We start from the raw sequence: 24,169 nt of genomic DNA, 5'->3' as shown, positions 1-24,169 counted from the left end.
CGTGATCGAGTCGATGTTTTTCCGTTAATTCGTATGAGGCAGATCATGTTTAATTTATTAATTGGGTCAAATTGTCCCAATTTTTAATGCTTGTGTGAGCTGACGCAGAATAATAAATCACCTTGCTAGGCCGAAAAGTCAGTCGTTGGTCGTATGCCATGATGGCTTGAAGCTGTGCACACAGACGGTGTTCCAGAGAAGCGTTTTCCTAAAAAATGCAGAAAGTAAGCCACTATTAAATAAAAAAGTTACGCAAAATGTCGGTTGATATTGCTAAGCTTATATACACTTACTATGAGCAATTACAGCGATCAGCGGTCTGTTTATTGACGCATTAACTAGGCTTACTAGGATAAGTCGATAAGACAAGGCTCAAGTTAAGACAATGAGTAATGGGTTAAATTGACTAGTGCTTAGTTAGCTATCAATATCCACCTGATAATGAATAGAGTGGGTTTTAAGTGCACATTATCATAGGAGTTAGACTATGGAATCGATGAAAGTCGTTGATTATATGGACCGTCAACCCGTGTTATTACATCCGGATATGACACTGGCCGCGGCGGTAGAAAAGCTGCTGACACAAAAAAAACTCGGGGCAGCTGTAGTCGATCATGGGGGCAATTTAGTGGGGTTTCTGTCGCAACAAGATTGTTTGGCGGTAATGTTAAAAAGCTCGTATCACTGTGATTTAACGGCTAATGTTAGCGATTGCATGCGCAGTGACGTATTAAGTGTCACCCAAGACACGCCAATCATCACCCTCGCGGAACAGATGTTACAGGCTAAACCCAAAATCTACCCAGTGGTAGAGCAGGGCAAGGTGGTCGGCATTGTCGATCGTAATGCGGTGCTCAAAGCGATAAACCTGTCGATGCAAGCCTGCTACCTCAAGCCCGCTTAGGGGCTATTGAACTAGACTGTCTGCCTACTCTCACCGTCGCGTTACTTTAAAGGTGCGTGAATTAAAGTGACGCGAGGGTGAGCCTTATCTCCTGCAGAAATGCACCATTTGCCATACCAATAGCGTGCGTTAATTGGTAGGATCGCAGCCTTGTGTTTTTCTTTTATGGGTTTTGCATTTGAATTCGCCACTTCACCCCCTGTCTAATGCCTTCTTAAAGCAATGTTATCAAGCGGATGCCTCTAAAATTAGGCGTCGTCTCTTTCGCTTAAATAAGCAAGCCGATTCCGATAAGAAGCGGGATGAATTGGTCAAACTTGAAGCGCTGGCAGTTGCCGCTTGGGAAAAGGTTGAGCTACGTCGCAGCGGTCGCCCGCAAATAGACTATCCCGAGGCGCTGCCAATTTCGCAAAAACGTGACGAAATAGCGCGGGCAATCGCGGGTCATCAGGTGGTGATTGTCGCCGGTGAAACTGGCTCAGGTAAAACGACGCAACTGCCTAAAATCTGTTTAGAACTGGGTCTGGGTTGTCGTGGACTTATCGGCCATACGCAGCCGCGTCGTCTGGCAGCGCGCAGTGTGGCAAGCCGAGTCGCTGAAGAGCTCAACAGTCCATTAGGTGAAGTGGTGGGCTTTAAGGTGCGCTTTGCCGATGCGATAAAACCCAGCTCGTACATTAAATTGATGACCGATGGTATTTTATTAGCAGAGCTGACGTCCGATAAATGGCTCGACCAATACGACACCATCATTATCGATGAGGCGCACGAGCGCAGCCTGAATATTGATTTCATTTTAGGTTATTTAAAAAATGTGCTGAAAAAGCGCCCCGATCTCAAAGTGATCATCACCTCAGCCACCATAGATGTAGAGCGTTTTTCCCAGCATTTTGATAATGCGCCTGTGATTGAAGTCTCTGGGCGAACCTATCCGGTTGAGACGCGTTATCGTCCTTTAGTGCGCGATCAAGACGAAGACTTAGATTTAACCGAGGGGATATTTGCCGCAGCAGAAGAGCTGATGGCCGAAGGCCCCGGTGATATTTTGATCTTTATGAACGGCGAGCGTGAAATTCGTGATGTGGCCGATCAGCTCAATAAACGCCAGTATCGCGATACTGAGATCTTGCCCTTATACGCACGTCTCTCTTATGGCGAGCAGTCTAAGGTGTTTAAGAGTCACGTTGGCCGGCGTATCGTATTAGCAACCAACGTGGCCGAAACGTCGTTAACCGTGCCCGGCATTAAATACGTGATCGATCCCGGCACCGCCAGAATCAGTCGCTACAGTTACCGCACTAAGGTGCAGCGCCTGCCCATTGAGCCCATCTCGCAGGCCAGCGCCAACCAACGTCTTGGCCGCTGTGGTCGTGTGGCGCCTGGTATCTGTATCCGTTTATATGATGAAACCGATTTTATTAATCGGCCCGAATTTACCGATCCGGAAATTTTACGCACCAACTTGGCGTCGGTTATTCTGCAGATGTTGGCCATTGGCCTTGGGGATATCGAAGGTTTTCCATTTATTCAGCCGCCTGATCCCCGTTATATCCGCGATGGTTTCTTGCTGCTCGAAGAACTGCAGTCGGTTAAAAAACACCAAGGTCAGCTGCAACTGACGCCACTTGGGCGCCAATTGGCATCGATTCCGGTGGATCCCCGTTTAGCGCGCATGGTAGTGCAAGCCAACGAGTATGGCTGTTTGCATGAGGTGCTGGTCATCGCCGCAGGCTTGTCGATACAAGATCCCCGTGAGCGCCCGATGGACAAAAAGCAGGCGGCGGACGAAGCCCATCGTCGCTTTAATGACAAACATTCTGATTTTGTCGGCTGGGTTAACTTGTGGAACCATGTCAAAACCGAGCAAAAAACCTTATCAGCCAGCCAGTTCCGTAAACTGTGTAAGCAGGAGTTTTTAGCTTATCTGCGAGTACGAGAGTGGCAAGACTTGTATGTTCAGCTGCGTCAAGCGGTGCATGATCTTAAATGGAAACTCAACAGCGAGCCGGCCGAGTATCAACCCCTGCATCAAGCACTGTTAACCGGTTTACTGAGCCATATCGGCTTTAAAGATAAAGACAACGAATATGTCGGCGCCCGTAACCGTAAGTTTTTTGTGTTTCCAGGCTCTCCTTTAGCCAAGAAAGGCCCTAAGTGGATTATGGCCGCCGAGATGACCGAAACCTCGCGCCTCTTTGCTCGCTGCTGCGCCAAAATTGAGCCTGAATGGATTGAACCCTTAGCTGGCCATTTAATTAAGAAAAGCTATGTTGAGCCCCATTTTGAGGCCAAGCAGGGCAGTGTCGTGGCCTTGGAAAATCAGCAGCTATATGGCCTGACCATAGTCAATCGTCGCCGGGTGCAATATGGGCCGATAGATCCCGTTGAGGCGCGTGAAATTTTTATTCGCAGCGCCTTAGCTGACGGAGAACTGCGTACTAATGAAGCGTTTTTCGTCAAAAATCGTCAGCTGCTGGAAGACATTGAGTCGTTAGAGCACAAGTCGCGTCGGCGCGATATTTTGGTCGATGAACAGGCACTGGTGGATTTTTACCAGAGCCGCATTCCCGCTGATATTTATAACGCGCCCAAATTACTCAGTTGGTGGAAGCAGGAGAAAAAGGTCAATCCCGATCTCTTAGACTTTGAACGCTCACAGCTGATGAAACGCAGTGATGACCATATCTCGGCGCTGGATTTTCCCGATCATTGGCATCAAGGCAATTTAACACTCTGCCTAAGTTACCACTTTGAACCTGCCGATGTTGATGATGGTGTCTCGGTGCACATTCCGGTGGCGTTATTAAATCAAATAGACAGTAACGGTTTTGACTGGCTGGTGCCGGGCTTACGAGAAGAGAAGTGCATCGCGCTGATAAAGTCTTTGCCTAAAACCTTAAGGCGTAACTTTGTGCCCGCTCCCGATTATGCCAGAGCCTGCTTACAGGCGATGACATCGACCGAGGTGAGCCTGCTCGAGGCCATGTGCAAACAGTTACTGCGCATGAGCGGGGTGCGGGTCTCAATCGATGATTTTGATCTGTCGCAGTTACCTGCGCATTTGTTGATTAATTTTAAGGTCGAAGATGACCGCGGTAAGCTCATCGCCCAAGGCCGCAACCTAGAGGAGCTCAAGACCCAGCTGCAAGGCCAAGTCAGTCAGGCGATTCGCAATGTGGCCGACACAGGTATTGAGCAGCAAGCGTTGACCGAGTGGAGCTTTGGCGACCTGCCCAAGCAGTATCAGCAACGCAAAGGAAATTTTGAAGTCAAGGCGTTTCCAGCGCTGGTGGATGATAAAACCAGTGTCTCTATTGCCTTATTTGATGATGAAAATGAGGCCCAGCGCGCCCATCGCAGTGGCCTGCAGCGCTTGTTGCTGCTTAACATGCCGTCGCCTGTGAAGCATCTGCAACAAACCTTGCCCAATAAAGCCAAGTTGGCGATGTATTTTAATCCCTTTGGTCAGGTTAATGAGCTGATCGATGATATTTTATCGGCGGCAGTGCAGCAGTTACTGGACGAAAAAGGGCTGGATATTCGTAGCGCCGAGCAATTTGAACAGGCAAAAGAGTGGGTACGCCAAGAGCTTAACCCCACAGCGGCCAAGATAGCCTTGCAGGTGGAAGAGATTTTAACCTTGTATCAAAAGGTAAAAAAACGCCTTAAGGGGAAAATTAGCTTCGATATCGCCTTTGCCATGAGTGATATTCAAGCGCAGCTCGACAAGTTGGTTTACAAAGGGTTTGTTGAGCAATGTGGCTGGCAACGATTAACCGATTTAGTTCGTTATATCAAAGCGATAGATACTCGTCTCGACAAGTTACCGGTCGATCCCAATCGCGATCGCTTGCACCTGCAAAGCATTAATAATGTGCAGCAATTACTCGAGCAACAACTGGCTAAGGTACCGCGAACTGCGGCTATTCCTCAGGCGCTGCAAGATGCCCGCTGGATGATAGAAGAGTACCGAGTGTCCTGTTTTGCTCAGGTGTTGGGCACTGCCTATCCCATCTCAGAGAAGCGGATTATTAATCGGATTAACGAAGCTTAAATATAGCGCTCAAGGACGGCCAGTAAACGGATGTCACTGGCCGTGATGCGCGTTAACGCAACTGCTGACGCCGATTAAGGGCAATAAGTTTATCTAGGATGCGCTCACCATCCATACGAATACCATTGTGTTCATATTCTGAGGTGAGCCAATAGGTTAGGTTACCCACTTGGGCTGCGGTTTCTAAACTGTAGGTCATCTCGACAAACATATCTTCGCTATAAATGGCTGCCGCGACCGGCACCTGATTGTTTGCCAAAATATTAACATCGTACAGCATGGGCCAATCGGCTTTTTCGGCTAGCAGGTGCGCAGCATGTTTGAGTGGTTTAAGGTTAGTAAATTGCTCAAAAAACCAAGGGTATACCATTTCACCAGTAAATAAAAATGGACTATCGGCACGGTAGTTAAACTGTTCAAATTGGCCTCGTACGCGCTGCGCCGCCCAGTTTGATGCGTGCTGCTGGCAGTAAATACTCTCGTGCAGCAAGGCAAAAATCGGGTTGGTATTAAAATCGAGTAACTGGCAAAAATGCGCTAAAAATAGCGGATTCATCTGCAGGCCTTGGTCGGTCTCCATCAAGGCTTGCTCTAACAGGTAATATACCGCTTCGGGGCCTTGCTCCATGCCAATATTGATCCCCAACAGTTGCAACATTTCTACCGTAAGTCGCTCGCCAGTGGCGATACGCACCTCATGGGTGCTGATATATTGTGCGAGGTTTTGCACTAATGGCTGCGCGTCGGGAAAGCGCGTGAAAAAGTCGTTATTTTTGCGCTGTACTCTTTGATAGGTGGCTTGATAGACCTCATCACAGCGGCGAGTGAGCGAGGGAATACCGCCAGTGATGTAGGCTTCTTCGAGGCCATGTGGGGCATCGTTAAGGTATTTTAGGACACAAAAGCCGCCAAAACTTTGCCCTAGAATACTCCATTTCTTGCCCGGACAAAGCTGCTGACGTATCGCTTCTGCATCGGCAATGATACTATCGGCGCGAAAATGGCTCAGGTACTCGGCTTGAGCGGCGGCGTCTAAATGGCCCAGCGACACAGCGTTAACGGGTGATGACAGCCCGGTACCGCGTTGGTCGAGGAGTAATACCCGATATTCTTGCATGGCTCTTTTTATCCAGCCGCTGTTTGCCACAGGCCTTACAGCGCCAAATCCTGGGCCACCTTGAAAAAAGACTAGGTAAGGCAGCGTGTTATCGCTGTGGCTGGGCGAGACGAGTTCGCGAGCAAACACACTGATGTGCGGCCCATTGGGCTGTTGGTGATCCAGTGGCAGCATAAAGGTGTGTTTAATGGATTGGATCCCAGACAGGATTTGGCGATTGCTCATGTGTATCCTTTTGATTTTTAGTGGATGTAGCCCGCAAGAATTGTATATAAAAACAATAGCGTGGCATAGATTATCCTAGATCAATATATTGATAACCGATATTAGTTAAAACTGACGTGTTATCCTAATCTATGCTTAATTGAAATAGTGGAAGTAGCAGATGAAATATCAAATTGTGCCGGTCACACCTTTTCAGCAAAACTGCAGTATTATTTGGTGTGAAAAAACCAAGTTAGCAGCGGTTGTCGATCCCGGTGGCGATATCGCTCGTATCGAGCAGCAATTGGCTCATCATGGTTTAACGATAGCGAAAATCTTGTTAACCCATGGTCATATCGATCATGTTGGCGGTGCAAAAGCGCTCAGTGAAGCCACTGGCGTTGATATTATTGGTCCCCATAAAGATGATGAGTTTTGGTTGACTTCGTTAGCGGAGCAGAGCAAACATTTTGGTTTTTTACCGGCGCAGCCTTTTGCCCCTCACCGTTACCTTGCGGCGGGCGATACCGTCTCGGTTGGCGAACAAATACTGCAAGTCTTGCATTGTCCCGGACATACCCCAGGGCATATTGTGTTTTTTCATCAGCAAGCTAAGTTGGCGTGGGTTGGCGATGTGCTGTTTAAAGGCTCAATTGGTCGCACCGATTTTCCGCAGTCAAACCATCAACAGTTAGTCGAGTCGATAACCCAAAACTTATGGCCATTAGGCCGTGATGTGACCTTTATTCCTGGCCACGGACCTATCTCTAATTTTGGCGCCGAGCGCGAGCAAAATCCTTTCGTTGCCGATCAGTTATTAGCCTAAGCTTTCTCCTAACACTTTTGCCTTGCCGTTAGTCTATGCCGTCAGCATGACTAATGGCCTTTGGCGTTCCTTTGATTTTCAAGCAATAATATTGGTTTCCTTATCTGTGCTTTGTTAGGCTAGGTCGATATGTTCAGTGAAAACCTATCGATGACATGATGTCAAATGGCTGCTGTAACGGTAGCGGATGACTCAAGCGGTATCTGTCATTGCGTCTTCGACGCGTTAAGCGATCGGTTGGGGCTTATCCTTTATTTATGCGTCACAAGCAGGAGGCATGCGGCGATGTCACATCATATTGAAGATCTCCTGAGCAGCTGGCAATCGGCGCCCGATGATGACTGGGTGTTGGCTGTGATCACCCAAGTTGAAGGCTCGGCCTATCGCAAAGTGGGCGCCATGATGTTGATCCACTCCTTGGGCAAGAGCGTTGGGGTGATCAGTGGTGGCTGTTTAGAGGCCGACTTAAAACGTTACGCCCAAAAAGCATTACAAACCCAGCAAGCACTGAGTGTCTGTTACGACGCCAGTGACGAGTCTGACGCCAGTTATCAGTTGGGATGTGGCGGCGTGGTGCACTTGATGCTTATTCCCCTGTGCCGGCAGAACCACTACCTTAATTTTCCCGCCCTGAGTCAGGCGTTAAAGCAGGGAGGGCGGTGCTATTACCAGCTCAGCCTGTGTGATCCGAGTGCGCCGCAAGGGGCGATAACCACCTCGGTATGGGCCAATCAGGCACAAGTTGATAAACAAGGTCTTAGCTTACAGTTGAGTGATTTTAACCGAGCAGGCATTCACCAGAGTGAACAGACTACCTTAGTGATCCCGCTGCGCAGTCGTTACCGTATTGCCATTTTTGGCGGCGGTCTGGATGCCCAGCCTGTGTGTCGTATTGCCATGGAGCTAGGTTGGCGGGTTGATGTGGTCGATGAACGCACCAGTTATGCGCGTAGTCATGATTTCGTCGGTGCCCGCGTGCTTAAGCAGCCAATCGAGGCGCTAGATGCGTCATTTTGGCACGGCCTCGATGGGGCGATTGTTATGCACCACAATTTATCCCTCGATGCTAAGGCCTTGGCCTCGCTGCATGCAAATGGCGTGAATATCGCTTACATTGCTCTGCTTGGCCCTGGGCATAGGCGCGATCGCGTGCTGGCGTTAGCCGAGCTCTCCCCTGATGCGATTAAACCGTTTTTTTCGGCGCCGGCGGGCTTGGCCTTGGGGGGAGAGTTGCCCGCATCGATTGCGCTGAGCATCTTGTCTGAGTGCCATGGGGTGTTGCATCAGGCCAAACTTAGGGCGTTGCAAGAGGTGATGTTATGACGCACACAACTCAGTCGCCATCCCAAACTCAGTCGCCATTACGGATGATCGCCTTGCTGGCCGCAGGCGGGAGCCGCCGTTTTGGTGGGGCCAAATTAGCCGCCCCCATTAAGGCTGACAACTCAATTGATGGTTCACAAGCGGGCCACAAACAGACGCTTCTTGGGGTCGTGTATGGGCGTTTATCCCAGGTCGCCAGCCATGTGGGCGCACAGTTAGTGGTGGTAGTCGGTGGGCATCGTGAGGCGGTGATCGATGGTTTACCAGCCGATGCCAAGGTATTGGCTAACCCCCACTGGCAACAAGGGATGGCCAGCTCCATCGGCGTTGCGACTGAGTATGCGCAGGCGATGGGCGCCGAGTCGTTAATGATAACCCTGGGCGATCAACTTGCCTTACACGTTACTGATTACTTAACCCTGTATGGCGCTCGCGCGCAAGCCAGTTCCCGTGTTAGCGCCTATTACGCCTCGGCTCCTGCGGTGCCCGCGATATTTCATCGTGATGACTATACTGAATTGCTTAAATTAAAAGGGGATAGGGGGGCCAAGGCGCTGCTTAAACGTCGTTATCAAGAGGGCAAATTGATTGCCGCATGCTTACCCCGCGCCGAAGTTGATATCGATACCCCAGAACAACTGTATGATTTTTATAAGATATAGGTGCTCAGCACCTGTTTAACTAGTCGAACACCCTGTAATCGCTGTCGGGGTTATCAAGGAGATACAAGATGTCCAAGAATCCATTAGGACTCAAGATAAACGGCAAAGATTATACGTTGGATGCCGACCCCAATATGCCCGTGCTGTGGGCCATTCGCGATCTGGTTGGTCTTACCGGCACTAAATTTGGTTGCGGCGCGGGCTTATGCGGCGCCTGTACTATCCATGTCGATGGTCAACCTCAACGTGCCTGTTTAACCAGCCTAAAGCAGGTGCAAGGTAAGCAGGTCACCACCATTGAAGGCTTGGCGTTTGAGCCGTTAAAACAGGCATGGCGTGAGCATAATGTGCCTCAATGTGGTTATTGCCAAGCTGGGCAGTTGATGTCGGCTGCGGCCTTGTTAACTCAGACGGCGCAGCCGACAGAGCGCCAAATAGATGAGGCGATGGCAGGTAACCTGTGTCGCTGTGGCACTTATACGCGCATTAAGGCGGCGATTCAAACGGCGTCGGGTCAAAAAGTCAGCCAAGCCGACGCCCATAGCGAGTCTGAGCAGGAGGCACAAGCATGAGTCAATTCACTGCAGTACAAAATTTTAGCCGCCGCGACGTATTAAAGCTGTTTGGTGTTGCCGGAGGCGGATTAGCCTTAGGAGCCAGTGGCGTAAGTTGGAGCCCGATGGCGCTTGCACAGCAAGGCACGTCAGAGTCTCGGCTTAATCTGTTTATCGCTATCGGTGAAGATAATCAGGTGTATTTAACGTGTCATCGCTCAGAAATGGGCCAGGGGATCAGAACCGGGATCCCGCAAGTGTTGGCCGATGAGTTGGGCGCTAAATGGGATAATGTGGTGGTGGTACAAGGGCTGGCGGATGAACGTTACGGCAGTCAAAATACCGATGGCTCACGCAGTATTCGCCGTGGTTTTGATAAGATGCGTGAAATGGGCGCGATGGCTCGTACCATGCTAGAACAAGCTGGCGCAGAGCGCCTTAAGGTGCCCGCTTCTGAGCTAAGCTGCATTGACAATGAGGTAGTGCATTCAGCTTCTGGTCGACGCCTGAGTTTTGGTGAGCTCGCCTTAGCGGCCGCAGCGCTGCCTTTGCCCGATCCTGCTAGCTTAACGCTGAAATCGGCGCAGCAGTACACCCATATTGGTAAATCCCATGGGATTGTCGATATGGAGGATATTCTCACTGGCCAAGCAGAATTTGGTTACGATGTGCAGCTTGATGGGATGCTATATGCCAGCATTACCCGCCCTCCCGTGGCGGGCAGCGTCCTAAATAGCCTGGATGACACGAAGGCGCGTGCCACCGCTGGCGTGGTCGATGTGATCACCTTGCCAGCGCCTAAAGGTGCGCCGAGTTTCCAACCCCTAGGCGGTGTGGCGGTTGTTGCAACCAATAGCTGGAGCGCCATCGAAGGGCGCAAACAACTGAGTCTCAGTTGGGGGGAATCGCCTAATGATGAGCATGACTCACAGCAGTATTTAGCCGAGCTCAGTGAGCGGGTGAAGCAACCCGGTAAAGTGGTTCGCCAGCAAGGACCTGTCAATACTGACTGGCCAGAAGAGCAGACCATCAGTGCGCTCTATACCGTGCCTTATCTGGCCCATGCCATGATGGAGCCCCCGACTGCTACCGCCAGAATGACAGCCGATGGTGTTGAGTTGTGGGCATCGACTCAGACCCCGCAAAGTGCGCAGCAAACCGTGGCCAATGCGCTGGGGCTCAAGGTTGATCAGGTGATCATTCATGTGACCTTGCTCGGTGGGGGATTTGGCCGTAAGTCGAAACCTGATTTTTGTGTCGAGGCCGCCTTATTAGCCAAACAAACGGGTAAGCCGGTGAAGGTCAGTTGGAGCCGCGAAGATGAGCTGCAAAACGGTTATCTGCATGCCATTAGCGCCCAGTATTTTAAAGGCAAAGTGGGGGCCGATGGCGTCAAAGCCATACTACAACGCAGTGGTTTCCCAAGCATCAGTTCTACCTTTAACGCCAGTGTTGATGAGCCTAGCGCCTCAGAATTGGATATGGGCTTTGTCGATGTGCCGCTGAGTATCAACAGCTTACGCTGCGAGTCGGTAAAAGCACAGGCACATACACGAATCGGGTGGCTGCGCTCAGTGTGTAATATTCAGCATGGTTTTGGCATTGGCTCATTTGTCGATGAATTGGCACATAAACGCGGCTTACCCACAGTACAAATGTGGCGCGAGCTGCTTGGCAGCGATAGGCACGAAACCTTTGAAAACCAAGGGTTCACATATGGTAACTATGGTGACTCTTTGAGTCGTCATCCTGTGGACACGGCCCGCTTTAAAGGGGTGATTGATGCGGTAGAGCAGGCCATGGCTCGTCAGCCTAAACCCACGTCGGGTCAAGGGTGGGGGTTTGCCGTGCACCGCAGCTTTACCGCGTTTGTCGCCACCGCCACCTTGGTTGAGGTGACGGATAATAAACTTAAGGTGCTGAAGTCGATTATCGCTATCGATGCCGGTACGCTGGTTAACCCTGATCGTGTTCGTTCTCAGCTTGAAGGTGCGGTGATGTTTGGTTTGAGCCTCGCCTTAATGGGTCAAATCAGCTTTAAAGCGGGGCGGGTGCAGCAGTCGAATTTTCATGATTACCCATTGTTACGTATGTCACAGTGCCCAGAAATCGAGACGATAATAATCGCCTCGGATGCGGTGCCTGCAGGGGTGGGTGAGCCAGGCGTACCGCCTGTGGCGCCAAGTGTCGTCAATGCCATTTTTGCTGCTACAGGCAAACGCATTCGTCAGCTGCCGATTAACGCTCATATGTCGGTATAATGCCACGTCAATTAACTGCTTCAAGTTAATTGACTTAGTATGACTTAGGCACAAGGTAAACCCATGACCCGTTATAAGTTAAAACGGGTTATTTCAGTGTTACTTGGGCACATCAGCGTGCTGTGCCCAAGTGCTTTTGGTGTGGTTGTCTAAAGATTTGTCACTAAAACCGCTACTCCTTGTTGATCGTCTCTGGAGTGTTGCATCACTTTTGTTATAGGTGTTAATATCGCCGCCAACTTACCTCCCTTGGTTTTAGGTGTGCACAGCCGTTTAGCATCACATTTTTTGAGTCCGTGATTATCTGCAACTGCTAACATCTTGTTGTGCATGGCGTTAAGTCTCACAAGTAAAGCTGGTTCGGCAGGAGTATTTTTTAAGCTCAATCCATCGTGATGTTACATTTTCTACCGATACCCATACAGTAAAGCACTCACTGGCCGATAGATGTCTTAGACATCAGTCAAGCCATTGTGGTGTGAATGCGGGTAACGTTAGTCGGTGAAACTGCTCGTGGTGCATCTCGTCGTATAAAATAAGTGGGCTCCCATGAAAGCAAGCGAATTTAGAAAGATAGATGCGTTAATGATCAAGTTAAGTCTCAATGGCAAATTTTGGGTGGTGTGCGCTATGGTCAGCGTCATTACCTTAACGATAGCCTTACTTAATCTCAATCAACTCACCCAATACGCCCACAGCAGCTCTGCTGCACGGGCGCAGGCCAGTCTTGATGCTTATGCCAATATAGCTAAATCACAACAGCTCACTGGCTCTGCACTGACTCAGTTTGCCACGCAGCATGGGCTGAGTTTAGCCAGTCGGGCTGTCAATACGCGTCAGGGTGATAATGTGACCGTAAGCGCCCCCATTGCTGGTCAATTTTTACAGGCTAACACCAATGTGGCCCAGTGGGAGCAAGAGGTTAAGGGCGATGGCTGGTGGATGTTTTGCTTGGCGTTGATTGGCTTATATCCTTTGTATCAACTGAGTTACTGGATCTCGACATCACTTGGGGCTGGCTTGTGGGACATGTACGCTGCCATTAAGCGTTTAGCCGATGGCGATCTATCATTTAGACTTAACTTTTTTGGTACCGATGATTTTAGTATGATTGCCCGGGAAATCGATCGTAGTGCCGACAATATGAGTGAAATGGTCACTGCTATTGGTAATAATGCGGCCACACTGGCCAATGCCGCCGATGAATTTAATCAACAGGCGCAGCAAAATGAGGAGTTGGCTAAGTTCCAACATCAGTTTCTGGACACCGTTGCGGTGGCGATGGACCAAATGACTGCCGCCATCGGTGAAGTGTCGCATAATGCGGCCAATGCCTCAGATCATACTAAACAAAATGCCGATGCGGCGGCCGACAGCAAATTACGCATCAGTGAGGCGATGGCGCGTATCGGCCAGCTTACTCAACAGATCGCTTCAGCGTCGAGCGCGGTAGATGCACTGTCGACCAATGCCACCGAGATTGGCGCTGTCGTCACTACCATTAATGGTATTTCAGAGCAGACCAACTTATTAGCATTGAATGCAGCTATTGAGGCGGCGCGTGCGGGTGAGCAAGGTCGAGGTTTTGCTGTAGTAGCAGATGAGGTGAGAACCTTAGCCGGCCGAACTCAGCAGGCGACGGTTGAGATCCAATCTATGATTGAGGGGCTGCAAACGGGCTCTGGTCAGTTAGCCAGTATTACCCATGAGATAGTTGAGCAGGCTGAACTTGGTCGAGGAGCCATCGAAACGGTAGGTGTAGATATTGATAATATGGCTGACTCAATCGACCATGTTTTTGATATGAACTCACAAATTGCGGCATCTGCCGAGCAGCAAAGTGTATCGGCCCGTGATATTGGCGGCCAGTTAAATGATATTCGCCAGCAGTCACAAACCATTAAAGAGACCGCCGAACGCTCAGTGGTTCTGGCCACTTCACTTAAGCAGTCATCAACTGAACTTGAGGGGATTTTAAGCCAATATCGTTTGAGTTAATGCCGCTAATTAGGCCGTGCTCCGTCACGTACAGCATAAAAAGTATTAAAAAAGGTTCAATAACGTCTTTTTAAGACGATATTGAACCTTTTTAATGGGGCATTCTTTACTGGTGCTGTGCCTAATCACTCATTGGCTAAACAGCCCGTTATGCCTTTAATTCCCTTTAACTTGCTCTAACAGCTAGCCGCGTGGCATCTCACAAGCAAGCGTCTGGTATTGGCGTATGTCAACACACCCTGTTAGCACAAATGAGCTTGAGATAGCATCCACATCCACTGCGCATTTATCCCTGCTTATCTCATCTGTGATTTAAGCCAGCTTATTTAAAGGTGCTCCAGATCGGCGCATGATCCGACGGCTTTTCGATACCGCGTAGGTTATAGTCGACATCAGATTCAATTAAGCGCTCAGCCAGTGACGGTGTGGCTAAAATCACGTCGATACGCAGACCGCGGTTATCATCGAACCCCTTACTGCGATAATCAAACCATGAGTAGCGCTCACTGCGAGTGGGGTGTAATTGACGGAAAGTATCGACCAAGCCCCAGTCGAGTAGCGTGCTGAGCCATTGACGCTCTTCTGGCTGAAAACTGCATTTACCGGTTTTTAACCAACGTTTAGCGTTTACTTCGCCAATACCAATATCCAAATCGATGGGAGAAATATTGATATCACCTATGATGGCGATATCATCTCCTGGATGACAATGGGTATTGAGATAGTGCATTAAATCTTGATAAAATTTACGTTTAGCTGGGTATTTCGTTTCATGGCTGATGTTCTCACCCTGTGGGAAATAACCATTTATCACGGTTAACGGTCTACCATTGTCTTGGTTAAAGGTGGCGATGATCATGCGGCGCTGAGCATCGTCCTCGTCGGTAGGAAAGCCTTTTTGTACACTGAGCGGCTCACGCTTAGACAGCATAGCTACCCCATAGTGGGCTTTACCACCGTGGTAGTGCACCTTATAACCCATGGCCTCGACGTCAGCGAGCGGAAACGCTTCATCATGAACCTTAGTCTCTTGCAAGCCGATAATATCGGGGGCATGCGTATCAATAAGGGCCTGAAGTTGGTGTAGTCTAGCTCTGAGGCCATTGATGTTAAATGATACGATTTTCAATGTGTTCAATCCTGTCAACTCTATGGCAATACGCGTTTAAACGGTTTGACTATCACCTTGGCATAGACTCCAGCGGCAACGTATGGGTCTTGATCTGCCCACGCTTGCGCGGCTTCCAGTGAATCAAATTCAGCCACTACCAGTGAGCCTGTAAAGCCGGCTTCGCCAGGATTTTCATTATCGATAGCAGGATGGGGACCTGCTAGCATTAGCCGACCTTCATCGGATAACTCTTGCAGGCGCGCCACATGTGCTGGGCGTACTGATAAGCGTTTTTCTAAACTGTTTTCAATGTCTTGAGATGAGATCATATACCACATTATTTGAGTTCCTTTTTATGTTCTTCGGGCATGTTTTTGTAAAGGTACACTACAGTAACGACAGTGTTAAGCAGCGTTAGGGCCGTTAGGCCAAACACTTTAAAGTTAACCCATGTCTCTTGAGGCAGGTTAAAGGCGACATAGATGTTAAGCAGAGCACAGCCCACAAAAAACAACACCCAATACCAAGTAACATGGGCCCATATTTTATCGGCGACAATTAACTCTTTGCCTAACATGCCCTTTAAAATGGGCTTATTAATAAATTGACTGATGGCTAAGGCGAGTGCAAAGAGTGCATACACTACGGTCACTTTCCATTTAATAAAGGCATCATCATGAAACACTAAGGTCAAGGTGCCGAAAAAGCTAACCATGGCGAAGGTGATAAGGTGCATTTTTTCAATTTTTTTGTACATCAGGTAGGTGATGATCAGCTGTAACGCTGTAGCTGCGATTAGGGCACCACTGGCGATATAGATATCGAAAAATTTATACACTGCGAAGAAGATCACTAACGGCAAAAAGTCGAGCAGTTGTTTCATAAGTTTGGTTTCAATGAGTCAATAAACAGATTGGCCGCAGTGTAGCATGCCTGCTTTGGGTGAAAAAGCTATCCAATGGGCAGAAGCGGGTAATTGGCGATGAATTTAAATTAATGCGAGCCTTGCCAAACATTGAGCAAGCCAGCGGGTTGTTAAATGTAGATCACTGACTTGTTATGTGAGCGGTAATGGCGGTTATTCAAGCAGCAGCTCTAGTGAATGCAGTTCGAGTTGAAAACTCCCTGCTTGCTTATCACTGATTAAGATCCCCACCGCACTTAGCTGATTAAAGTCGGGTTTGGGGCGCGTAGGGTAGTCGCGGCCACGAAAGGTTTCGATAAACTGCTGCGGGGAAAATTGCCATTGCTGCGGCGCCCCATTTAGGGGGGTAAAACCGGTTTTATAAGTGGTTTGTGCGATGCCTTTACCGGTTTTTATTCGCAGTTGGTAGCGTTTACCATCGCCATTTGCCGTAATGGTAATGCGGCTTGCGGTTATTTTTTGTGCCATAAGTGGATCGTATTTGGGCTCTTTGAGCCTCTGTTGCCATGGGGTTAACGGCTGGCTGATAGAGGCAAAACCGCCATTGTTTTCCAGTGAAACTGTGCCAGAAAACAGTAAGCTGTTGCCATTATTATGTATACGGCTGTTTGAGCGCCCACCCATCACGCCGTCATTGACTATGTTCCACTGCTGTTGAGGCGTGCCATCAAGGTTTAGTAGATCGATATTGTCCATGTGAGTCTCTGCGTTGGTTGTTGAGGCGGTAAGTGATGTTAGCAGCATCGCTGAGGCAACGCCTAGGTTTAGCCTACTTCGTGGTGCTAATAATCTCAGTAATCTCCTTATTAATATTACTTGCGATAATGGTTGTGCGCCTAACGGGTTGAACCGCTGAGGCATCAATTGATGAAGGCAACACCAATTAGTTCGCTCCATGAGTCACTCCTGTTGGTTATCAATGAGGTTGAGATGGCATTCACTCATAGAGTGCGGATATTACCTGAGTGGTTTACGCGCAGAGCGAAATCAACGGCATTGCTTGTAATAGTTGGTGTAAATCGCGATACACAAAACGTGCCTGGTGTTGATAGGATTTGTGTTCATCAAAGGTTAACAACACCGATTGCATACCGGCGCGATTAGCCGCATCGACGTCATAATGATGATCCCCGACAAAGGCAATTTTATTCGCCGTTAACCCCCACACTTTAGCCACATGTGTAAGGCTGGCAGGATCAGGTTTGGCCGGGCCATCTTCGCGACTAATAACGAAGTCAATGGGAAGGTTGTTTTGCGTTATTTTTTGCATCGCCGCGGCTTTACTGTTGCGGGTGATAATTGCCATAGGGATCTGCTGCATTAACAGGAAATCCAAAAAGGCATCGGTGCCATTGAGCAGCCGTGCTTGCTGTGCATCAAGCTGCTCCGCTTGTTCAATAATCTTGTGGGCGTGAGCGGCTTGCTCTGCAGGTAGCGTTGCAATAAAGTGCAAAATATCATGATCGCTTGGGCACTTAATCGCCTGGCGTAATGCGCTAAAATTCAAGTTAGAGCTGACTAACGTGCCATCTAAATCAAAAATCACGCCTTGAAAGCTGTTGGTAAAACGTTGCATCACGTTCCTTATTTGGCTTAATTAGCCAGTTTATTCAGTTTCTTAATAAATGCCGCTAACTTGGCGTCGCTTGGGTAGTCGAGCATATATTTACCATGAAACAACAGCGTGAGAGTTACCTGATTATATTTCAGGTAGGCGGTGTAGCCGTCATAATCGCTCCATGCCAGCATATCTTGATAGTAATAGCCGCCGTTACCCTCGGTGCTAAGTTGTTGCTCGGGGGCGCTCTTTGAGTCTTGGACTTTAGTGCCTTTATCGATCACTAGCCCATAGACGCGTAGTGCTTGGGTCAGATTAATTATGTTATTCATTAGGCTTCCATTTAACCTCAGTATTGGATTAAAACGATAACTCAATACTGGTTTTGTTATCGAACTGAGGGGCAACGCCAATCATCTCATCGTAGGCGGTATAGAGCTCGAAGGTAGCTTTACACACGCCCATCTGTTTCAGTTGTACTTTGGCTTGCTCCAGAGAGTGACAGGGCATAGGGCTGAGATCGTCTTGGGTTAACTGATAAAAATTACCTTGGTGATCTTCACCGCCAACAAGATAACGGGTGGCATCGGCGGTGTTTATGATGGTGGGTGAAAGGTGGTTTGCTTTAAATAGTTCAATCAGTTCATCTTGCGTCATGTCTAACTCCCGAGACCTAGTGGTCATGGTATTACGTCAGCCTGATCTCAATCGATCACTTATCGACAATCGCTTCGATGGTGAGTCGCGGCTTTATTTTAAAGCATAAAAGTGCAGGCAATCGTTCACATCTGTTGCATTATAGTCTTCACCAGGGGGGAATAATGTCTCTTAGGTGCTTTTGTTTTGTTAACAAAAACCTATAATGGCAGAGCAGATCAAGAGAAAAACAATAAAATGAACAAATTGGAGTGATATTGATGATTAAGCAGTTAAATACTGTTAAGCAGGCAATAGCGTTATCGTTAGGCATTTTCAGTTTTAGTAGCAGCGCCGACTTGCTGACAGCCGAAGAGGTCATAGGCCTACAACAGGTAGCACAGGTACAAGTGAGTCCATCGGGCGATAATGTCGCGTTTACACGCTATGTGCCTCGGCAGTTATACAAAGAAGAAAACGGTGCCCACTGGGCCGAACTGTACTTGGTCGATGGTAAGGGGGTTGAACGCCCATATATTACCGGGCAGGTGACCATTAATAATATCAAGTGGTCTGCCGACGGGTCGTTAGTCTATTTCTTAGCTAAGATGGGCGAAGATAAACACACCGCCCTGTATCGAATCCCTTTTAATGGCGGGCAAGCGGTTAAGACCTTGGCGCTTAAAGGGACCGATGTCGCCGACTATGCTTTAAGTCATAACGGTAAGCAGGTCGCCTTAATTGCCAACCCGGCTAAAGATAGCAGTGTCGATGAGTTGAAAAAACTCGGCTTTATGGCCGAAGTCTATGAAGAAGACTTAACCAATAAGCAGCTATTTGTGCTTGAACTGGCCGTTAATGATGAGCCGTTAACCCCTGTTGCGTGGCAAATCGATGGTGTGGTGTCGGCGGTGCAGTGGTCGGCAGATGACAGCCAGTTATTGGTTAAGACTCAGCCTAGTGCTTTAATTGACGATCAATACATGAAGTCCCAATGGCATCTTGTCGATGCCAACAAGCAACAGGTCATGACCTCGTTTATCACCGAAGGTAAATTAGGTGCGGCAGAGTTTTCCTATGATGGCCAATATGTGGCGATCCTTGGGGCGCAAGATAAGCACGATCCAGCTACTGGGCGACTCTATCTGGCCGAGACGAAAACAGGCAAGATAAGTTCATGGTTACCTAACCACTTGGGTCATGTAAGTGATTTTGAGTGGAAGAACAAGAGTAACGAGCTGTATTTTATCAGCAATATCAATACTGACTCTTTAGTTGGTTTACTCAAACCGGGTAGCAGCGATTACCGCACCGTGGTCAAACCTGGGCAACTCATCGCCTCACAATTGAGTTTATCAGACTCAGACAACACCTTGGTGATGCGTGCCAATACCGCTAAACACCCTAATGAGGTCTATCAACTCAGTAGCCGTGCATCTAGCGCTACTCGTTTGAGCAATTCTAATCCTTGGCTAGACAACAAACGTTTTGCCAAGCAAGAATCCATTTCATTTAACACCAGTGATGGCGTCGAGATTGGCGGCATACTCATCTACCCACTGGATTATAAAAAGGGCCAGCGTTACCCCTTAATCATGTCAGTACATGGGGGGCCAGAGAGCCATGATAAGGACGGTTGGTTAACCAACTACTCGCGTCCAGGGCAGCTGGCAGCGGCGCAAGGCTACGCGGTGTTTTACCCCAATTACCGTGGTAGTACAGGCAAGGGGGTTGATTACTCCAAGCTTGGGCAAAACGATTATGCTGGCAAGGAGTTTGACGATTTAGTCAGCTTTAAAGACCACCTTGTGGATATGGGGCTGGTGGATGCCAAAAGAGTCGGTATCACCGGCGGCTCCTACGGCGGTTACGCCTCTGCGTGGGCGGCGACTAAGTTAACTGAGCATTTTGCTGCCAGTGTGATGTTTGTTGGCGTGAGCAATCAACTGTCAAAGTTTGGTACCACAGATATCTCCAACGAGATGCATCTAGTGCATGCACGCTCATACCCATGGGAAAAATGGCAATGGTATTTAGAGCGCAGCCCCATTTACTGGGCGGGTCAGTCTAAAACGCCGCTGCTAATCATGCACGGTAAAGAGGATCCTCGAGTGCATCCGGCGCAGTCGATGGAGCTGTATCGCTACATGAAAGTGCAAGGTAAAGCGGTACGTTTGGTCTATTACCCTGGCGAAGGTCATGGTAACCGTAAAGCGGCTGCCCAGTATGATTATCATCTGCGTTTGATGCGTTGGATGGATCATTATCTTAAGCAAGGTGCAACCAGCTTGCCTAGCTTCGAGTTAGATCATAAAGCTAAGCTAGAGGCGGTAAAAACCCAAGCTTAAAGCATGGCGTGTGCGCTTGATTGACGCTCAATTAAGTCAGTATCAAACATCATTACCTTGATAAAAAAAGCGCCTGTTATCAGGCGCTTTTTTGTTGAGTCATACTTTGATAGTTTATGTCGATTAGGCTTGGTTACATTCAGCTTGGTTACATTAAGGTGGCGGCTTTCATATTTCGGGTAAATTCGGCTAATGTGGCCAGTAACCTTGCAGGATCTTCTTGATGCTCGACGATGATCTTAACCACGGCTGAGCCAGAAATCGCCCCAACAGCACCGGCAATAATGGCCTCGCGCACCTGCGCAGGCTCGGCAATACCAAATCCCAGCAGAGGCGGCGCGCCGTTAAAGGCCTTTAAGCGGGCTAATATATCGGCGATAGGCATGCCGGCTTTTGACTCGGTGCCCGTCACGCCCGCACGAGACAACAAATAGGTATAACCCTTGCCATGCTCGCTCACCTGTTGCAGTGTGTCGCTATCGGCGTTAGGCGGCGCAATAAAAATGGGCGCTATGCCATGGTGCGTTGCCGCCGCGATAAAGGGTTTGGCTTCCTCGACCGGTACATCGGCAATTAATACCGAATCGACACCAGCGGCCTTGGCTTTGGCATAAAAAGTATCGATGCCATTGCTATAGACTAAGTTAGCGTACAGCAACAGGCCGATGGGTAAATCGGGATACTTGTTTCGGATCTGGCTTAACATCTCAAAGCAGTGGCTTGCGGTCGTGCCACTTGCCAGTGAGCGCAGGTTTGCACCTTGGATCACGGGGCCATCGGCGAGCGGATCGGAAAACGGGAACCCTAGCTCTAAGGCATCGGCGCCATTATCGACCAAGGTGTCGATTATCTGTAGCGACAATTCAGGGCTTGGATCACCCAAGGTGACGAAGGGGACAAAAGCGCCCTGATTGTTGGCCTTAAGGGCGCTAAACGTGGCGTCATAACGGTTACTCATTGCCGCTCTCCTGTGGTGCTGACTTAACTTGTTGTTCGAGAATGTCGGCGACGGTGAAGATATCTTTATCACCTCGCCCCGACAGGTTAACCACGAGCAGGGTCTCTTTGGTGGCTTGTTTGGCCAATTTAACGGCGTAAGCGAGTGCATGAGCCGACTCCAACGCCGGAATAATGCCCTCACAACGCGCTAATTGTTGAAACGCTTCTAAGGCTTCATCATCGGTAGCAGACTCATAGGTGGCTCGCCCAGTTGCCGCCAAATGGGCGTGTTGTGGTCCCACCGAGGGGAAATCCAGGCCTGCCGAGATAGAGTAAGACTCCTCAATTTGGCCCTCTTTATCCTGCATCAATGGCGCTTTCATGCCAAAGAAAATGCCGGTTTTCCCGTGTTTAAGCGGCGCGCCGTGCATCGGCGTGTCTATGCCTAAGCCCGCAGGCTCGACACCGATAAGCTGCACCGAGGGTTCATCGATAAAGTCGGCGAACATCCCAATAGCGTTTGACCCGCCGCCGACGCAGGCAATGACGGCATCGGGTAGGCGTCCTTCGCGCTCGAGGATCTGTTTTTTGGTTTCGGCGCCGATCATCCGCTGAAACTCACGCACTATGGTTGGGAACGGGTGCGGCCCTGCCGCTGTGCCTAATAGGTAGTGGGCTTTGTCATAGCTGCCAGACCAGTCACGCATGGCTTCGTTACAGGCATCTTTTAAGGTGCTAGAGCCTGACGTCACCGGAATGACTTCGGCGCCCATCAGTTTCATCCGAAACACGTTCGGTGATTGACGTTCGACATCTTTGGCACCCATATACACCTTGCATTTTAACCCCAGCAGGGCACAAGCCAGCGCGGTCGCGACGCCGTGTTGGCCTGCGCCCGTCTCGGCGATGATCTCTTTTTTGCCCATGCGTTTAGCCAGTAAAGCTTGACCTAACACTTGGTTTGTTTTGTGGGCACCGCCATGGAGTAAATCTTCACGCTTTAGGTAGATTTTGACTAAAGGGTTGGGACTTAAATTACGGGTTAAGGTTAAGGCGGTAGGACGCCCGGCATAGTTTTTCAGCAGGTCGTTAAATTCGGCTTGAAAGGCTTCATCTTGCTGCGCATCGACAAAGGCCGACTCCAGTTGCTTCAATGCTGGCATCAATATTTGTGGTACATACATACCGCCATATTCGCCAAAGTAAGGGTCAAGCTTAGTCATAATCGTGTCCTAATGTGTTGCCCAGAGTGAGTGCTGGGCGAAATATCAATAAGTGTATGGTCAATCTGCTTAATATTGGCGTAACGCCTTAAAGGCAGCGTTCAGTTTATGGCTATCTTTTAGCCCAGGCGCGCTCTCAAGGCCGGAGTTAAAGTCCAAACCGAAAAATCCTTGTGTTGCCGCTTGTGCAGCGTTTTGGTCATTGAGCCCGCCAGCTAACATGGCCTGTGCTTTATGGGGCAGGGCCAACTGCCAATTAAAACACCGCCCGGTGCCGCCAAATTGGCCAGCGTTATCGACTTGTTTGTTAAGCCGTTGGCTGTCATACAGTAGTCGATCGATTTTGGGGGGCACTTCGATGTTAAGGTTTGCTGTGCCGCTATCGACGCTAATGGGGAGCGCTTTCCATATCTGCGCGTTGCAATCGAGAGCCTTGAGTGCCTGTTGCAGCGTAGCGATATCTTCGGCGGTTTCCTTGCCATGTAATTGCACCGCAAACAGGTTAAGCGAGGCCGCAATCGCGGCAATAACCTCAGTGGCCTCATTGACAAAAACCCCGACAAATCGCAGCGCTTTACCTCTGCCGCGTTGGCGCTGTACTAGCTCAAGTGCGCGCGCTGGGCTGATATAACGGGGAGATTTGGGGGCAAAAATCAGCCCGCCGTAGACGGCGCCGACGTCGGTTGCAGCTTGTATATCAGCATCACGTGTCAACCCACACACCTTGTTGTGTCCTAGTGTCAACGCGCGGCACGCGATATCTAAATCGTCCTCGGCCATCAAGGAGCTGCCCACCAAAAAACCATCGACTAACGGGCTCAAGCGGCGTACCTGAGCATGCTGGTAAATGCCTGACTCACTGATGATCACCCGATCTTGCGGTATGGCGGGAGCGAGCGCCTCTGTGGTGGCTAAATCGGTGGATAGATCGCGAAGATTGCGATTGTTTATGCCAATAATGGCGGCATCGAGCGCGATGGCTCGCTGCAGCTCGGCTTCATTGCTCACCTCTGTCAGGATATCAAGCTGATAGACCTGCGCTTGCTGAGCCAGAGTACGATACTGCGCATCATCGAGTACAGATAACATCAGCAAAATTGCATCGGCACCTTGATGCGCCGCCAGTTTGATTTGATAAGTGTCGACAAAAAAGTCTTTACACAAAATCGGTTGTGCAACGCGCGCCCGCACCTTAGGGATATAATCCATATCCCCTTGAAAAAACTGCTCATCGGTCAGTACCGATATTGCCGCAGCGTAATGGGCGTAAACATCGGCGATAGCTTCAACATCAAAGTCTTGGCGAATTAACCCTTTAGACGGACTGGCTTTTTTGCATTCAAAGATAAAGCCTGCGTTGGGCGCTTTTAATGCTGCAAATAGACTGCGATCCGACTGCTTGGGCTGAAGTGATGCTTCTGGAAAACGCAACTTGAGCGCGGCAATATGTGCCGCTTTGGTCGCAACAATACGGGTTAATACGTTACTTTGGCTTGGCGCTGCTTGATTACTCACAATGACTCCTC

20 protein-coding genes are annotated in these 24,169 nt (G+C 49.3%); 9 read left to right on the top strand and 11 right to left on the bottom strand.

Annotation, left to right across the window (positions count from 1 at the left end; genetic code table 11):
* The first annotated feature begins 487 nt into the window (after positions 1–487).
* Positions 488–904: a CBS domain-containing protein gene (locus tag AC5YB1_RS11580; protein WP_475516649.1), complete on the top strand. Its 417-nt coding sequence runs from the start codon at positions 488–490 to the stop codon at positions 902–904.
* Positions 905–1,082: 178 nt separating this feature from the next.
* Positions 1,083–4,958 (top strand): ATP-dependent RNA helicase HrpA, encoded by a 3,876-nt coding sequence (gene hrpA / locus AC5YB1_RS11575; protein ID WP_494519299.1) that lies wholly within the window; start codon positions 1,083–1,085, stop codon positions 4,956–4,958.
* A gap of 52 nt (positions 4,959–5,010) precedes the next feature.
* Here hrpA and AC5YB1_RS11570 read toward each other — a convergent pair whose 3' ends face one another.
* Entirely contained in the window at positions 5,011–6,300 is a 1,290-nt protein-coding gene (locus tag AC5YB1_RS11570; protein ID WP_494519298.1) for an alpha/beta fold hydrolase, read from the bottom strand.
* A 160-nt stretch (positions 6,301–6,460) separates the two neighbouring features.
* Here AC5YB1_RS11570 and AC5YB1_RS11565 point away from each other — a divergent pair, with 160 nt between their 5' ends.
* The 6 genes from AC5YB1_RS11565 to AC5YB1_RS11540 all read left to right on the top strand — a co-directional run bounded on the left by AC5YB1_RS11565 (position 6,461) and on the right by AC5YB1_RS11540 (position 13,903).
* Positions 6,461–7,105 (top strand): MBL fold metallo-hydrolase, encoded by a 645-nt coding sequence (locus AC5YB1_RS11565; protein WP_494519297.1) that lies wholly within the window; start codon positions 6,461–6,463, stop codon positions 7,103–7,105.
* A gap of 285 nt (positions 7,106–7,390) precedes the next feature.
* Complete coding sequence (locus AC5YB1_RS11560) at positions 7,391–8,428, top strand: XdhC family protein (protein WP_494519296.1); 1,038 nt, start codon at positions 7,391–7,393, stop codon at positions 8,426–8,428.
* Entirely contained in the window at positions 8,425–9,090 is a 666-nt protein-coding gene (locus AC5YB1_RS11555) for a nucleotidyltransferase family protein (protein ID WP_494519295.1), read from the top strand. The genes AC5YB1_RS11560 and AC5YB1_RS11555 overlap by 4 nt, the downstream gene beginning before the upstream one ends.
* A gap of 68 nt (positions 9,091–9,158) precedes the next feature.
* Entirely contained in the window at positions 9,159–9,662 is a 504-nt protein-coding gene (locus AC5YB1_RS11550; protein WP_494519294.1) for a (2Fe-2S)-binding protein, read from the top strand.
* On the top strand, positions 9,659–11,905 hold the full coding sequence (locus AC5YB1_RS11545) for a xanthine dehydrogenase family protein molybdopterin-binding subunit (RefSeq protein WP_494519293.1): 2,247 nt from the start codon (positions 9,659–9,661) through the stop codon (positions 11,903–11,905). The genes AC5YB1_RS11550 and AC5YB1_RS11545 overlap by 4 nt, the downstream gene beginning before the upstream one ends.
* A 549-nt stretch (positions 11,906–12,454) precedes the next feature.
* Positions 12,455–13,903, top strand: coding sequence for a methyl-accepting chemotaxis protein (locus tag AC5YB1_RS11540; RefSeq protein WP_494519292.1), 1,449 nt, complete (start codon positions 12,455–12,457; stop codon positions 13,901–13,903).
* A 322-nt stretch (positions 13,904–14,225) separates the two neighbouring features.
* Here AC5YB1_RS11540 and xthA read toward each other — a convergent pair whose 3' ends face one another.
* The 7 genes from xthA to AC5YB1_RS11505 form a co-directional block, all read right to left on the bottom strand.
* The gene (xthA, locus tag AC5YB1_RS11535; protein ID WP_494519291.1) at positions 14,226–15,032 is read right to left on the bottom strand and encodes an exodeoxyribonuclease III; all 807 of its coding nucleotides are present in this window, start codon (positions 15,030–15,032) and stop codon (positions 14,226–14,228) included.
* 20 nt (positions 15,033–15,052) lie between these two features.
* Positions 15,053–15,352, bottom strand: coding sequence for a YciI family protein (locus tag AC5YB1_RS11530; RefSeq protein ID WP_494519290.1), 300 nt, complete (start codon positions 15,350–15,352; stop codon positions 15,053–15,055).
* Positions 15,352–15,897, bottom strand: a complete 546-nt coding sequence (locus AC5YB1_RS11525) for a septation protein A (protein WP_494519289.1) — start codon at positions 15,895–15,897, stop codon at positions 15,352–15,354. Before AC5YB1_RS11525 ends, AC5YB1_RS11530 begins: the two co-directional genes overlap by 1 nt.
* A gap of 195 nt (positions 15,898–16,092) precedes the next feature.
* Positions 16,093–16,683, bottom strand: a complete 591-nt coding sequence (locus AC5YB1_RS11520) for a CIA30 family protein (RefSeq protein ID WP_494519288.1) — start codon at positions 16,681–16,683, stop codon at positions 16,093–16,095.
* A gap of 226 nt (positions 16,684–16,909) precedes the next feature.
* Complete coding sequence (locus AC5YB1_RS11515) at positions 16,910–17,515, bottom strand: HAD family hydrolase (RefSeq protein WP_494519287.1); 606 nt, start codon at positions 17,513–17,515, stop codon at positions 16,910–16,912.
* Positions 17,516–17,532: 17 nt separating this feature from the next.
* Positions 17,533–17,829, bottom strand: a complete 297-nt coding sequence (locus AC5YB1_RS11510) for a DUF3081 family protein (protein WP_494519286.1) — start codon at positions 17,827–17,829, stop codon at positions 17,533–17,535.
* A 28-nt stretch (positions 17,830–17,857) separates the two neighbouring features.
* Entirely contained in the window at positions 17,858–18,154 is a 297-nt protein-coding gene (locus tag AC5YB1_RS11505) for a DUF6482 family protein (protein ID WP_494519285.1), read from the bottom strand.
* 260 nt (positions 18,155–18,414) lie between these two features.
* Here AC5YB1_RS11505 and AC5YB1_RS11500 point away from each other — a divergent pair, with 260 nt between their 5' ends.
* Positions 18,415–20,481 (top strand): S9 family peptidase, encoded by a 2,067-nt coding sequence (locus AC5YB1_RS11500; RefSeq protein ID WP_494519284.1) that lies wholly within the window; start codon positions 18,415–18,417, stop codon positions 20,479–20,481.
* A gap of 148 nt (positions 20,482–20,629) precedes the next feature.
* Here AC5YB1_RS11500 and trpA read toward each other — a convergent pair whose 3' ends face one another.
* The 3 genes from trpA to trpCF all read right to left on the bottom strand — a co-directional run bounded on the left by trpA (position 20,630) and on the right by trpCF (position 24,158).
* Positions 20,630–21,439 (bottom strand): tryptophan synthase subunit alpha, encoded by an 810-nt coding sequence (gene trpA / locus AC5YB1_RS11495; protein WP_494519283.1) that lies wholly within the window; start codon positions 21,437–21,439, stop codon positions 20,630–20,632.
* Positions 21,432–22,643, bottom strand: coding sequence for a tryptophan synthase subunit beta (gene trpB, locus AC5YB1_RS11490; RefSeq protein ID WP_475516667.1), 1,212 nt, complete (start codon positions 22,641–22,643; stop codon positions 21,432–21,434). Before trpB ends, trpA begins: the two co-directional genes overlap by 8 nt.
* A gap of 69 nt (positions 22,644–22,712) precedes the next feature.
* Positions 22,713–24,158 (bottom strand): bifunctional indole-3-glycerol-phosphate synthase TrpC/phosphoribosylanthranilate isomerase TrpF, encoded by a 1,446-nt coding sequence (gene trpCF, locus AC5YB1_RS11485; protein WP_494519282.1) that lies wholly within the window; start codon positions 24,156–24,158, stop codon positions 22,713–22,715.
* Positions 24,159–24,169 lie beyond the last annotated feature (11 nt).

Source organism: Shewanella sp. 433 (assembly GCF_059338565.1).
Note: the sequence above shows the minus strand (reverse complement) of the source record. Positions and strands in the feature narration are given on the sequence as shown.